The organism is Pseudomonas sp. GT1P32, assembly GCF_054897805.1.
Genome location: NZ_CM142704.1, coordinates 1,280,644 through 1,293,500 on the forward strand (window position 1 = coordinate 1,280,644; position 12,857 = coordinate 1,293,500).

Annotated in this window: 12 protein-coding genes; 3 read left to right on the forward strand and 9 right to left on the reverse strand. The window is 60.3% G+C overall.

The window, feature by feature from the left end:
• Positions 1 to 137: 137 nt before the first annotated feature.
• From ACYZUC_RS05840 to ACYZUC_RS05850, 3 genes are read left to right on the forward strand one after another with little or no spacing between them, the layout of a single operon-like run.
• Positions 138 to 1,382 (forward strand): exonuclease SbcCD subunit D C-terminal domain-containing protein, encoded by a 1,245-nt coding sequence (locus tag ACYZUC_RS05840; protein WP_461994272.1) that lies wholly within the window; start codon positions 138 to 140, stop codon positions 1,380 to 1,382.
• Positions 1,379 to 5,020, forward strand: coding sequence for an SbcC/MukB-like Walker B domain-containing protein (locus ACYZUC_RS05845; RefSeq protein ID WP_461994274.1), 3,642 nt, complete (start codon positions 1,379 to 1,381; stop codon positions 5,018 to 5,020). Before ACYZUC_RS05840 ends, ACYZUC_RS05845 begins: the two co-directional genes overlap by 4 nt.
• Positions 5,017 to 5,613 carry a glutathione S-transferase gene (locus ACYZUC_RS05850; protein WP_461994276.1) on the forward strand — a complete coding sequence of 199 codons (597 nt, stop codon included), beginning with the start codon at positions 5,017 to 5,019 and terminating at the stop codon, positions 5,611 to 5,613. Before ACYZUC_RS05845 ends, ACYZUC_RS05850 begins: the two co-directional genes overlap by 4 nt.
• Before the next feature lie 109 nt (positions 5,614 to 5,722).
• On the opposite strand, the gene ACYZUC_RS05855 is transcribed toward ACYZUC_RS05850, so the two are convergent.
• From ACYZUC_RS05855 to ACYZUC_RS05895, 9 genes are all read right to left on the reverse strand, one after another.
• A complete protein-coding gene (locus tag ACYZUC_RS05855; RefSeq protein ID WP_008030107.1) occupies positions 5,723 to 5,980 on the reverse strand; it encodes a hypothetical protein in 258 nt (85 codons plus the stop codon).
• Positions 5,977 to 6,189: a hypothetical protein gene (locus ACYZUC_RS05860; protein WP_461994278.1), complete on the reverse strand. Its 213-nt coding sequence runs from the start codon at positions 6,187 to 6,189 to the stop codon at positions 5,977 to 5,979. The genes ACYZUC_RS05855 and ACYZUC_RS05860 overlap by 4 nt, the downstream gene beginning before the upstream one ends.
• A gap of 115 nt (positions 6,190 to 6,304) precedes the next feature.
• On the reverse strand, positions 6,305 to 6,430 hold the full coding sequence (locus ACYZUC_RS05865) for a hypothetical protein (protein WP_262167585.1): 126 nt from the start codon (positions 6,428 to 6,430) through the stop codon (positions 6,305 to 6,307).
• Between the two features lie 211 nt (positions 6,431 to 6,641).
• Positions 6,642 to 6,821, reverse strand: coding sequence for a hypothetical protein (locus ACYZUC_RS05870; RefSeq protein ID WP_461994281.1), 180 nt, complete (start codon positions 6,819 to 6,821; stop codon positions 6,642 to 6,644).
• 155 nt (positions 6,822 to 6,976) lie between these two features.
• Positions 6,977 to 8,146, reverse strand: a complete 1,170-nt coding sequence (locus ACYZUC_RS05875) for a lactonase family protein (RefSeq protein WP_461994283.1) — start codon at positions 8,144 to 8,146, stop codon at positions 6,977 to 6,979.
• On the reverse strand, positions 8,139 to 8,435 hold the full coding sequence (locus ACYZUC_RS05880; protein ID WP_461994285.1) for a DUF5629 family protein: 297 nt from the start codon (positions 8,433 to 8,435) through the stop codon (positions 8,139 to 8,141). The genes ACYZUC_RS05875 and ACYZUC_RS05880 overlap by 8 nt, the downstream gene beginning before the upstream one ends.
• A 199-nt stretch (positions 8,436 to 8,634) precedes the next feature.
• Positions 8,635 to 10,209, reverse strand: coding sequence for an aldehyde dehydrogenase (NADP(+)) (locus ACYZUC_RS05885; RefSeq protein ID WP_461994287.1), 1,575 nt, complete (start codon positions 10,207 to 10,209; stop codon positions 8,635 to 8,637).
• A 10-nt stretch (positions 10,210 to 10,219) separates the two neighbouring features.
• Entirely contained in the window at positions 10,220 to 11,212 is a 993-nt protein-coding gene (gene araD1, locus ACYZUC_RS05890) for an AraD1 family protein (RefSeq protein WP_461994288.1), read from the reverse strand.
• A gap of 142 nt (positions 11,213 to 11,354) precedes the next feature.
• On the reverse strand, positions 11,355 to 12,677 hold the full coding sequence (locus ACYZUC_RS05895) for an MFS transporter (RefSeq protein WP_223416617.1): 1,323 nt from the start codon (positions 12,675 to 12,677) through the stop codon (positions 11,355 to 11,357).
• Between the last annotated feature and the right edge of the window lie 180 nt (positions 12,678 to 12,857).

Genomic DNA, 12,857 nt, shown 5'->3' on the forward strand with positions numbered 1-12,857 from the left:
TTCCCGCTGCACCTTCCGCCAACCTGCAGTTTGATGATATCCACCGCGCCGTCGATCTTGTTTGCCAGTAAACTCCCTGTCCTTTAGCCGCCTTCAATTCCCACGCGGCCATCACCTTATTTCCTACGGAGCTCGCCTTGCGTCTGTTTCACACCTCCGACTGGCACCTTGGGCAGAACCTGCACGGCCAGGAACGCGATTTCGAGCACGGCTGTTTCCTCGAGTGGCTGCTGCATCAACTGAAACTGGACCAGCCCGATGTGCTGTTGATCGCCGGCGATATCTTCGACACGGTCAATCCACCGGTCAAAGCCCAGGAACGCCTCTACGATTTCATCGTCAGCGCCCACGAACAACAGCCGAAGCTGACCATCGTGATGATCGCCGGCAATCATGATTCCGGTTCGCGCATCGAATTGCCTGCACCGTTGATGCGCCGTTTGCGCACGCATGCGCTGGGTCGTGTCTTGTGGCTGGATGACGGCCAACTCGACGCCGAGCGCCTGCTGCTGCCACTGCCGGACGCCAAGGGCAAAACCGTCGCCTGGTGCCTGGCGTTGCCATTTTTGCGACCTGCCGAAGTGACCGGCGCGCACCTGGGCGACAACTACCTGCGCGGGATCGGCCAGGTTCACGAATGGCTGATCGAAGCCGCCAACGCCAAGCGCAAGAAAGGTCAGGCGCTGATTGCCATCAGTCATGCGCACATGGCCGGCGGTTCGGTGTCCGAAGATTCCGAGCGCAGCCTGATCATCGGCAACGCCGAAGCGCTGCCCGCCAGCCTCTTCGGCCCGAGCATCAGCTACGTTGCCCTTGGCCACTTGCACAAACCGCAGAAGGTCAACGGTGAAGAGCGCATTCGCTACAGCGGCTCGCCGATTCCATTGTCGTTCTCCGAAATCGGTTATCAGCATCAGATTCTCGACGTCCAGCTCGACGGCGAAACCCTGGTCAGCGTCGAACCGAAACTGATTCCCCGCGCCGTCAACCTGCAACGTATCGGCCCGGCGCCTTTGGCCGACATCCTGCTACAACTGGCCGACCTGCCGAACATCGACTTGCTCGCCGACATTCAGCGTCAGCCGTGGCTGGAAGTGCGGGTGCGCCTCGACGAGCCGCAACCGGACTTGCGCCATCAGGTCGAAACTGCCCTGCAAGGCAAAGCCGTGCGCCTGGTGCGCATCGCGGCTGAATACGCCGGCAACGGGAGCCGTGATGGCCTTGATGACGGTGCGACCCTCGTTGAACTGGACCAGCTCACGCCCCAGGAATTGTTCAGCCGCGCCTGGCAGGACAACTACGGCAGCGAGGTCGATGAGCAAACGCTGAAGGACTTCGCCGAGCTGTTGCAAGACGTGCAGATGGAGAGCGAACAGCCATGAAAATTCTCGCGATCCGCCTGAAAAACCTCGCCTCCCTGGCCGGACCATTTGAAATCGACTTCACCGCTGAACCGTTGGCCAGCGCCGGTTTGTTCGCGATTACCGGGCCAACTGGTGCCGGCAAAAGCACCTTGCTCGATGCCTTGTGCCTGGCGCTATTCGGCGCCGTGCCGCGTCTGAGCAACGCGCAAGTGTCGGCCAAAGCGCCGGACGCCGATGGCGAAATCAGCACCGGTGACCCGCGCACGTTGCTGCGTCGCGGTACGGGCGAAGGCTATGCCGAAGTGGATTTCGTCGGCATCGATGGCCGTCGCTACCGTGCGCGCTGGGAAGCCAATCGCGCCCGGGAAAAGGCCGGCGGCAAGTTGCAACACAGCCGTCAGAGCCTGCGCGACATCGATCTGGATCAACTGCTGGCCAGTCAGAAGGTTGAATTCAAGGTCCAGCTCGAAGCTGTCCTGGGCCTAAACTTCGAGCAGTTCACCCGTGCCGTGTTGCTGGCCCAAAGCGAATTCAGTGCGTTCCTCAAGGCCAACGACAACGAACGCAGCGAACTGCTGGAAAAACTCACTGACACCGCGCTCTACACGCGTCTCGGCCGTCGCGCCTTCGACAAGGCCAAAGAGGCCCGTGAAGCGCACAAGCTGTTGCAGGATCAGGCCACCGGCGTGACGCCGCTGTCGACCGAAGCCCGCGCAGAACTGGATGAACGCTTCAACGAAGCACAGCAGCAACTGAAGACTCAACAGGCACAACTCAAACAGTTGGAGTTGCAGCACACCTGGCTGAAAGAGCTGCGCCAATTGCAGGACGAGCAGCTCAGCGCCACCGAGCAACTGACCAGCGCCCGGCAGGATTGGGAAAACCTGGCCGGCGAACGCTTGAAACTGACCCGACTGGAACAACTGGCACCACAACGGCACCAGTTCGCCCGCAAGACCGAACTGACCGCCCAGCTCACGCCGCTGGCCGCGCAGATTCAGCAGCACACCGGGCAAGAACAGGATCTGCAAACCCGTCAGACGCAACTCGAACACAGTCTCAGCGCAGCGCAAACCGCGCTGGTCGAGGCACAAAGCCAACACACTTCAAGCGCGCCACTGCTGCGCCAGGCCTTTGAGGCGCAAAGCACCCTCGCCCGCCTGATCAAGGACACCGGCCTCAGCGCCGACCTCAAGCAGCAAGCCGAACAGGCCTGCTCCGAAGGCCAACAGACGATTCAAGGTTTGCTTGAGCAACAGAACCGGGTTGCCGAGCGCCTGCAACGGATTGCCGCCGAGCTTGAGCAAAGCACCCATCTGGCGCCGCTCAGCGATGCCTGGAACGCCTACCGCGACCGCTTGCAACAATTGATGCTGATCGGCAATCGATTGAACAAGGGGCAGGCGGAACAAACCTCTCTGGAGCAGAACGCCACCCATGCCGCCGAAGAGTTGGCGGCGCAAAAACAGAATCTGGAAGTGCTCTACAAAGAGGCCGGCGCGGAGCCTGATGCGGTGGCCGAACAGATCCAGCTGCTGGGCACTCTGTTGCAGGACAACCGCAAGCAACTGCGCGCCATTGAAGAGCTGACGCGACTGTGGACTAACCAGCAGGAACTGGACAAGCGCATCGCCGAATTGCAGCAACGTCAAACCGTTGCCCAGCAGGAACGCGACCGCCTGACCCAGGACGGGGTGAAAACCAAAAACGAATTGACCGTGGCCGAACAGACCCTGACGGTGACCCGCGAACTGCTGGAACGTCAGCGTCTGGCACGCAGCGCCAGTGTCGAAGAACTTCGCGAGCAACTGCAGGATGATCAGCCCTGCCCGGTCTGCGGCAGCCCGGACCATCCTTATCATCAGCCCGAAGCACTGCTGCAAAGCCTCGGCCGCCATGATGAAAGCGAACAGGCCAACGCGCAAAAAGCGGTGGATTCGCTCAAGGAAAAACTCACCGACCTGCGTACCGAAGTCGGCGGCGTGATTGCGCAACAGAAGGAATTGCTGCAACAGCAGGAACAACTGATCGCTCAGCAGCAAAGCCTGGCCCCGAGCCTCGATGCGCACCCGTTATCCGCGCAGCTTTTCACCCAGGACAGCGCCAAACGCGATGCCTGGTTGAACCAGCAAAACAGCCAGTTGAACCAAAGCATCACGCAGGACGAACAGCGCCAAACCGCCCTGCTCACCCTGCAGCAGGACGCCACACGCCTGCAACAGCAACTGCGCAACGCCGAAACCGCGAGTCAGCAGGCGACCCAGCATCTGGCCAACCAGCAACGCGAGTTGAGCAATGACCGTCAGCGCCTCGACGAAGAGCTGATCGCGTTCAGCACCCTGCTCCCGGCCGACACACTGGACGCCTTGCGCAACGAACCGGCTGCGACTTTCATGCAGCTCGACCGGCAGATCGCCCAGCGCCTGGAGCAACTCGACCAGCAACGCGATGAACTGAGCGAACAGCTACAACGCCAGCAGACGCTGGAGAAGGAACAGGATCGTCAACTGACCCGCGTCCAGCAGCTGGAAACGGCTCAGCGTCAGTTCACCACGCTCACCGAGCAGCAACAGGTTTGCCAGCAGCAACTGACGCAACTGATCGGTTCACACAGCAGCGCCGAACACTGGCAACAGCAACTGGATCAAGCCGTCGAACAGGCGCGCAATGCCCAAGCGACCGTCAGTCAGGAACTGCAATCGGTGCGCACGCGCCTGGTGCAACTGGCTGCGGAACTGAAAGCGCAGCAAGACCGCCTGCTCGCCCTTGAAAGCGAAGATCGTGAGCTGAGCGCGAAGATTGCCGACTGGCGCGCCTTGCATCCGGAACTGGATGACGGCGGCCTTGAGCAGTTGCTGAGCGTCGACGACCAGCAGGTCAGCGAATTGCGCCAACGGTTGCAGCACAACGAAAAAGCTATCGAACAAGCCAAGGTGTTGTTGCAGGAACGCGATAAGCGTCTGGCCAGCCATCAGGCGCAGCACAACGGTAATCTCGATACCGCGCAACTGGCCACCGCCCTGACCGAGCTGCAAAACCAGTTTGCCGCCAGCGAGCACCGCTGCGCCGAACTGCGCGCCGAACAGACCGAGGATCAGCGCCGGCAGAACGCCAATCAGGCCCTGGCGCAACAGATCGCCGACGCTTACAGCGAGTATCAGCGCTGGGCGCGCTTGAATGCCTTGATCGGCTCCGCGACCGGCGACACCTTCCGCAAGATCGCCCAGGCCTACAACCTCGACCTGCTGGTGCATCACGCCAACGTGCAGTTGCGGCAACTGGTGCGGCGCTATCGCCTCAAACGCGGCGGCAGCATGCTGGGCTTGCTGGTGATGGACACCGAGATGGGCGATGAGCTGCGTTCGGTGCATTCGCTGTCGGGTGGCGAGACGTTCCTGGTGTCGCTGGCCCTGGCATTGGGCCTGGCATCGATGGCGTCGAGTACGCTGAAAATCGAATCGCTGTTCATCGACGAAGGCTTCGGCAGCCTCGATCCGGAATCCCTGCAACTGGCGATGGACGCCCTCGATGGCTTGCAGGCTCAGGGCCGCAAGGTCGCGGTAATTTCCCACGTCCAGGAAATGCACGAACGGATCCCGGTGCAGATTCAGGTCCATCGTCAGGGCAACGGCCTGAGTACCCTGGAGGTGAAATGACCACGCTGTACTCCTTCCGCCGCTGCCCGTACGCCATGCGGGCGCGGATGGCCCTGCGTTACTCGGACGTTGCCGTGAACATCGTCGAGGTCAGCCTGAAGGCCAAGCCTGCCGAGATGCTGGCGCTGTCGAGCAAAGGCACGGTGCCGGTGCTGAGCGTCGACGGCCAGGTCATCGATGAAAGCCTCGCGATCATGCACTGGGCATTGGCGCAGAACGATCCGCAGGATTGGTTGCTCAAGGATGATCCGGCGGGGCAAACGCAGATCGCCGCGCTGATCGAAGAGAACGATCAGGTGTTCAAGGTGCATCTGAATCGCTACAAGTACGCCGAGCGTTATCCCGAGCAGCCAATGGCGTTTTATCGTAGCGAGGGTGAGGTGTTCTTGCGCAGGCTGGAGGCGTTGCTGGAGGGCCGCGATTACTTGCTGGCGGCGCATCCGAGCCTCGCGGATGTGGCGTTGATGCCGTTCGTAAGGCAGTTCGCCCATGTCGATCGCGAGTGGTTCGGGCAGACGCCTTACGTGCGGTTGCAGGCGTGGCTGCAGCGATTCCTGGAGTCGGACCTGTTCACATCAATCATGAAGAAATAACCACCGCCCCCCTGTAGGAGCGAGGCTTGCCCGCGAAGGGGTCATCAAGACCGCCAAAAGCTTCGCGGGCAAGCCTCGCTCCTACAGGGGGCGGTGGTGTATTGAGGATTCAGGCGAACACTTCACACATCTGCAGCACCGAGCAATCGACCTGGAACGGTCCGAAGAAATCGCCTTGGCGTTTGATCGGTGGATTACCAGCCAGCAGGCCCATGGCCTTTTCGGTTTCGATGCTGCGAGCGAGGTTGTGATTGGCTTCGATAGCGCGAGCCACGGAACCTGCCGAGGCTTGTCCGATGCCCAACAGTGATGAGCCATTGGTCATGAACGCCAGGAAGGCGATGACCCAGAGTTTGCCCCCTTTCATGCCCCTGCCACTCCCGCCACGTCTGCGTGATCGATCACGGCGTTTTGTGCGCGGTGCTCGAACTGAATGGCGGGATAAGCGACCTGAATCGGTGCGTCGATTTCGTGTTGCGATTGCGCGGTAATGCTGACAACCAACACCAGCGCCACGTAAAGACCGATGGCCAGGTAGGCGCCGTGTTTGGCAGAAGTGAGGATTGTGCTGGCCATGGTGTTCTCCGTGGGCATGTTTCAGTGCCCACAGAATCGATCAAAAAAGCTGTGATAACCACTCAGGGTTATCCATAGTCACCATCAGCTTCGTTGATCATTAAGCCAGTCTATTTCAGCCTTCGATAAAACTCATCAAGCGCTCTCGGGCAGCGTCAGGCTCGCCTGGAACGGGCGTTGCGGCAGATAAAATGGGGGTTGAATAGAGGAACAGAAGTACCACGGCCAGACGCATCGCCATGCTGTCGATCCTTTTTATAGTAGAAGGAGTCAATAAATCAGCGTCAAATTTAAACTCATGGCCATGTGATATCAAGCGCAGCATTAATAGCAATATGATGCTGTCGTAAACGCGTTATGCAGGAGCGACATCACTCAGGCTTTCTCGAAGCTTTTCAGCTTGATCCGCGCAAGTGACTTCGCTCCTGCATAAAGGGTGCAGGGCTTACTTTTCAGGCTTGGGTTTTGTGATCCAGGGCTGCGTAGAAGTTGGCGCTCTGTTGCAGGTATTTTTGGGTGTAGCTCTGGGAGTGGGATTTTTTGTCGCTGATTTCAACGTTGGCGCTGGCTGGCAGAGCAACGGTGGCAGAGATGGCGGATGCGGCGATAACAGAGAAGAGATTGAAGTTCATGGCGGTATTCCTCGGATTCAGTTGGCTTGCTTGCCCGGTGGGGCCGTGAAGCAAACTTAACTGCCGAGGCTGACGCCTTGAAATCTTTTGTAGCAGTAGCAGATATCAGCGTCATTAATAGAAGGATGCAGGCCCCATCAACCGGGGCCTGCGGCCTATTGACGCACCAGGAACTTCAGATCGCTCGGGGCATCCATCGGCAGTTTCTGCACGGTTTTGCCCAGCAGACCGCTCTTGGCATCGCGTTCGACGACGACAATCTGGTTGCTCTTCTGATTGGCGATCAACACGAACCGGCCACTCGGATCGAGGCTGAACTCGCGTGGGTGATCCCCTTCCACCGAACGGCGTTGCAGCTCTTTGAGGTGACCGGTCGCAGGATCAATGGCAAACACCAGCAACTGATTGGCAGTGCCACGGTTGCTGACGTAGAGGAATTTGCCATCCTTTGATGCATGCAACGCTGCGGCGGCTTTGTCCGACGTCGGTTGCCCGGCCGCCAGATCGACCATTTGCGTTTGCTCAAGCGTGCCGTCCCGGTAATCGAACACCGCGACCTGCGCACTCATTTCCATGGTCAGCCACGCGTGTTTGCCATCGGCGCTGAACAGCAAATGCCGTGGTCCGCTGCCGGGCGGCAACTGGACCGATGCGGGTGTGGCCGCGATCAACGGCAAGTCCGGGTTGGCCTTCGGATCGAAGCGATAGACAAAGATCTTGTCCGCGCCCAAATCATTGGAGAACACAAACTTGCCATCCGGCGAGGACACCGTCGAATGCACATGCGCCGACATCTGCCGCTCGGGGTTGACCCGGCTGGACGGATGACTGCTCATTTGCACCACGGTTTTGAGCGCGCCATCGGCGCCCACCGGCAACACCGCCAGCGTGCCGCCAGGGTCTTCACTCACTGAATAATTGCTGACGAACAGGTGACTGGCATCACCACTGAGGCTTGAATGGGTGGGTTCGGTGCCTAGGCTCTGGACCTGATTGACCAGGCGCAGCGCATGGGATTTGGCGTCGATCGCATAACTGCTGACGCGCCCAACCGGGTCTTTCTGTCCCGGGCCGTTTTCGTTTACCACGAACAGGTGACGCTGGTCGTTGGACAGGGTCAACCAGGACGGGTTTTCGCTGTTGATTACTTGCAACGGCTTGGCGTCGAGCTGCCCGGTGGCGCTGTCGAAATTCAGGCGATAAATACCCTGGCTTTGCCCTGCGGTGTAGGAACCCACGAGCAGTTGAAAGTCGTCGGCGGATGCGGCCTGAACACCCATTGCACCGATGCTGCCGGCGATCAACAACGGCCAGAGGTTACGCATCCTCTTGTTCGTCGTCTTCGTTGTCGCCGCTGACGACGTCGCCGAGGCAGACCAGGCGGTGTTCGCCACCGTTGTCCTTGATCAGCCAGCTTTGCAAAGTCGGATCGAAAGTTGCCGCTTGAATCTGAGCGGGGGTGAATTCCCAATGCAGTGCGTTTCTGCCATCCATGCATTCGATATGCAGGTTGTCTTCCTCATCGAGAGCAAATTCAAAGGCATGCAACCCGTCGATTTCCACCATTCCGCAGTGTTCGAGGGCGTTGAGCAAGGTGTCGGTTGGGGCAGTCATGGCAGTCAATCTTTGAAGGGGAAAGACGCAATGATAGCGCAATGTGGAAGCAGCTCAGAGCCGACCACAAAACTCCCACACCACACAGCCCCTGTAGGAGCAAGCTTGCTCGCAATGACGGTGGCACATTCAGTATCAATGCGCCTGTCACACTGCTATCGCGAGCAAGCTTGCTCCTACAGGGGATCGCGTTCAGCCGTTAGAGCGCATCACGCGACGGCTGTCCATCCACCAGCCGCTGAATACGCAACGGGTTGCCGTTCTTCAACGCGTCCGGCAGCAGGCTGTCGGGGTAGTTCTGGAAGCACACCGGCCGGAGGAAGCGGTCAATCGCCAGCGTGCCCACCGAGGTGCCACGCGCATCGGACGTCGCCGGGTACGGCCCGCCATGGACCATCGAATCGCAAACTTCCACACCGGTCGGATAGCCGTTGAGCAGAATTCGCCCGACCTTCTGCTCCAGCAACGCCGTCAATTCGCCGAACTGCTCGAAGTCTGCCGGTTCGCCAATGATCGTCGCCGTGAGTTGTCCGTGCAGGCCATTCAACGCAGCGCTGAGTTGCGCCTGATCCGCCACTTCGACAAACACCGTGGTCGGGCCAAAGACCTCTTCCTGCAGCACTTCATCGCCGTCGAGCAACAGACTGACATCGGCCTTGAACAACTGCGGTTGCGCCTGATTACCTTGCTGCGGATTACCCGCCAGGTGCGTCACGCCCGGATGCGCGAGGAGTTTTTGCAGGCCTTGGCCATAACTGCTCAACGTCCCGGCATTGAGCATGGTTTGCGCGGGCTGATCGTTGATCAACCCCGCCACCTGCTGCACAAACGCACTGAACTGCGCCGAGCGAATGCCGATCACCAGGCCAGGGTTGGTGCAGAACTGGCCACAGCCTTGCACCACCGAAGCAGTCAGGTCGCGGGCCACGCTTTCAGCGCGAACGGCCAGGGACTGGGGCAGGATGATCACCGGGTTGATGCTCGACATCTCCGCAAACACCGGGATCGGTTGCGCACGCGCCGCGGCCATGTCGCACAACGCTCGTCCACCCTTGAGCGAGCCGGTGAAACCGACTGCCTGAATCGCCGGGTGCTTGACCAGCGCTTCGCCGACCCCGCCGCCGTAGATCATGTTGAACACACCGACCGGCATGCCGGTTTTTTCCGCAGCGCGCAAAATTGCATCTGCCACTTGCTCGGCCGTGGCCATGTGACCGCTGTGCGCCTTGAACACCACCGGGCAACCAGCGGCCAAGGCGGAAGCGGTGTCGCCGCCGGCGGTGGAAAACGCCAACGGGAAGTTGCTGGCGCCAAACACCGCGACCGGGCCGAGGCCGATGCGGTACTGACGCAGGTCGGGACGCGGCAACGGCTTGCGCTCCGGCAGGGCCAGATCGATGCGTGCGCCATAGAAATCACCACGCCGCAGCACCTTGGCGAACAGGCGCATCTGACCGCTGGTGCGACCGCGCTCGCCTTGAATGCGAGCGGCGGGCAACGCGGTTTCGCGGCAGACCAAGGCGACAAACTCATCGCCCAACGCGTCCAGCTCATCGGCAATGGCATCGAGGAATTGCGCGCGGCGCTCGGCGCTCAGGCTGCGATAAGCGGGGTACGCGGCAGCGGCAGCCTTGGCGGCGGCATCGACTTCTTCCGGCGTGGCCTGATAGAAGTCGTGAGGTAATGCCTCGCCGGTGCTGGCGTCGACGCTCTGGAGTTTGACGGTGCCGCAGGCACTGCGCTGGCCGCCAATATAGTTGTGACCAAGAATCATGGGTTGCTCCTTAAAGAATGCCGATGGTGCCGGGCTCGAAGGCCACTTCAACCGGCGCGATGCCGTTGATCAACGGCGCACCGAACTCGGCCTGACTGATCTCGAACACATCCCCCGGCCGGGTGCGAATGCCGTCGGCAAAGGACAGGGTCGCGGTGCCGAAGAAGTGAATGTGCACGTCCCCCGGACGCAGGAACTGGCTGTATTTGAAATGGTGGTATTCGAGGTTTTCCAGGCTGTGGCACATGTTGGCCTCGCCGGTGAGAAACTCGTTCTGCCACAGCACTTCGCCGTCGCGCAAAATGCGGCTGGTGCCCGCCAGATGCTCCGGCAGCTCACCGACCCGAAGTTCCGGCCCGTAGCTGCAACTGCGCAGTTTGGAATGCGCCAGATAGAGGTAGTTCTTGCGCTCCATGACGTGATCGGAAAACTCGTTGCCCACCGCATAACCGAGGCGATACGGCTTGCCGTCGTGGCCGATGACGTAAAGACCGCTGAGCTCGGGCTCTTCTCCGGCGTCTTCGGCAAACGGCGGCAGCGGGAACGGTTTTCCCGGACGCACCACGATGCTGCCGTCACCTTTGTAGAACCATTCCGGTTGCACACCGGCCTGCCCCGCTGCCGGTTTGCCACCCTCCACGCCCCACTTGAAGATGCGCAGGGTGTCGGTCATCGCCGCTTCGTCGCCGGCCTGCTGATGCATCTTGTCCCGCGCCGAGGCGCTGCCCAAATGGGTCAGGCCGGTGCCGCTGACGAGCATGTGTGCCGGGTCCGGATGATCCAGCGGCGGCAGGATGCGCAGTTTCGCCAGCAGTTCTGCATAGTCGTGGCTGATGCCCAGGCCCAGGGTGTTCACCTGCTGCTCAAGGCTGACGCCCGCCTCGATCGCCGCCAACGCCAGATCGCGCACCGTGCGCGCGTCCTGCACCTCGCGGACCAGACCGTCCTCGACCACGCCAACCCGACGCTCGCCGTTAAACAATTCGAATTGAACCAAACGCATGAATTTTCTCCTGTAAGCAAATCTCAAAAACACCGCAGAACCTTGTAGGAGCCGGCTTGCCGGCGATAGCGATCGGCCTGTCGACAATGATGTTGAATGTGCTGACGCCATCGCCGGCAAGCCGGCTCCTACAGGGTTTGCGTCAGGTGCGGGAAGCGCCACGTGCGCTGGCGGCAAACTGGTCCGCCGGCAGCACGTGTTTACGCTCCAGCAACCGATACACCACGCCGGTCAAAATCAGCCCGAACACCATCACACCCGAGAGGAAATAAAGCCCCGAAGCCAGGTTGCCGGTGTATTCCTTCAGCGCCCCAATCACGAACGGACCGATATAGCCACCGAGGTTGCCCACCGAGTTGATCAGCGCGATCCCCGCCGCCGCACTGGCGCCAGCAAAGAACCGGCCCGGCAAGGTCCAGAACACCGCAGTGCAGGAAAACAGGGCGAACGCCACCAGGCACAGCGCCGCCAGTTGCAGCACCGGCACCGTCAACCAGGCGCTGAGAAACAGGCCGATGGCACCCAACACATACAGCACCGCCAGGTGGCCATATCGATCATTCAAACGGTCGGAACTGCGCGGGATAATCAGCAGGCCGATGATCCCGAAAATGTACGGCACCGACGACACGAAACCCGTCACCAGGTCAGTGCCACCGAATTGCTTGATCAGCGTCGGCAACCACAGGCCCAGGCCATAAATGCTCAGGGTGACAGGCAGATAAAACAGCGCCAGCAGCAACACGCGTTTGTCCTTGAGCGCATGCAACGGATTGCCGTGGCGAGTCTGGCCGTACTCTTCCAAGTCCTTTTTCAGTTCGCCGGCCAGCCAGTCTTTCTCGGGCTGATCCATCCATTTCACCTGTTGCGGACCATCAGGCAGCCAACGCAGCACCGGCCAGGTCAGCAGGATCGCTGGGGAACCGATGACGATGAACAGCCACTGCCAGCCGTGCAATCCGAGGATGCCGTCCATGCCGAGCAGCCCGCCGGACACCGGGCCGGTGATCAGCATGGCGATCGGTTGGGAGAGGATGAACAGCCCGAGGATCTTGCCGCGATGGCGAACCGGGAACCACTGCGTGATGTAGTACAGAACGCCCGGGAAGAACCCGGCTTCGGCGGCGCCGAGCAAAAAGCGCATCACGTAGAAGCTGTGCGCCCCCTGAACGAAGGCCATGCCGATGGTGATGGCGCCCCAGGTGACCATGATCCGCGCAAACCAGCGCCGCGCGCCGAAACGTTCGAGCATCAGGTTGCTGGGAATTTCCAGCAGGAAGTAACCAATGAAAAACAGCCCGGCACCGAGGCCGTAAGCCGCATCGCCGATACCGATGTCGGCGCCCATGTGCAGCTTGGCGAAGCCCACGGCGGAGCGATCCACATAGGCGATCAGGTACAGCAGGATCAGGAAGGGAATCAGTTTCAGCGTGATGCGACGAATAAGCCGCAGTTCCTGGCTCATGAGATCGGTCTCCGATTGTTGTTGTTATAGAACCTCGGGGGACGCCTCTCGCCAAAAACCGCCAGGGCCATCCCTCCGTTGAAGCGGACTATATAGTAATACTATTTGAGCAACAACACTTCCAAACAGATCGAATTGCGCCTATGTTACGCCTCAGCTCGAACAATATAGTCATACAAT

Excerpts from the sequence above, each read along its gene's own strand:
- ACYZUC_RS05860 (WP_461994278.1), bottom strand. The coding sequence starts at position 6,189 with ATGGCCAGCACAATCCTCACTTCTGCCAAACACGGCGCCTACCTGGCC.
- ACYZUC_RS05870 (WP_461994281.1), bottom strand. The coding sequence starts at position 6,821 with ATGAACTTCAATCTCTTCTCTGTTATCGCCGCATCCGCCATCTCTGCC.
- ACYZUC_RS05850 (WP_461994276.1), top strand. The coding sequence starts at position 5,017 with ATGACCACGCTGTACTCCTTCCGCCGCTGCCCGTACGCCATGCGGGCG.
- ACYZUC_RS05855 (WP_008030107.1), bottom strand. The coding sequence starts at position 5,980 with ATGAAAGGGGGCAAACTCTGGGTCATCGCCTTCCTGGCGTTCATGACC.
- ACYZUC_RS05885 (WP_461994287.1), bottom strand. The coding sequence starts at position 10,209 with ATGATTCTTGGTCACAACTATATTGGCGGCCAGCGCAGTGCCTGCGGC.
- araD1 (WP_461994288.1), bottom strand. The coding sequence starts at position 11,212 with ATGCGTTTGGTTCAATTCGAATTGTTTAACGGCGAGCGTCGGGTTGGC.
- ACYZUC_RS05845 (WP_461994274.1), top strand. The coding sequence starts at position 1,379 with ATGAAAATTCTCGCGATCCGCCTGAAAAACCTCGCCTCCCTGGCCGGA.
- ACYZUC_RS05895 (WP_223416617.1), bottom strand. The coding sequence starts at position 12,677 with ATGAGCCAGGAACTGCGGCTTATTCGTCGCATCACGCTGAAACTGATT.
- ACYZUC_RS05880 (WP_461994285.1), bottom strand. The coding sequence starts at position 8,435 with ATGACTGCCCCAACCGACACCTTGCTCAACGCCCTCGAACACTGCGGA.
- ACYZUC_RS05865 (WP_262167585.1), bottom strand. The coding sequence starts at position 6,430 with ATGGCGATGCGTCTGGCCGTGGTACTTCTGTTCCTCTATTCAACCCCC.
- ACYZUC_RS05875 (WP_461994283.1), bottom strand. The coding sequence starts at position 8,146 with ATGCGTAACCTCTGGCCGTTGTTGATCGCCGGCAGCATCGGTGCAATG.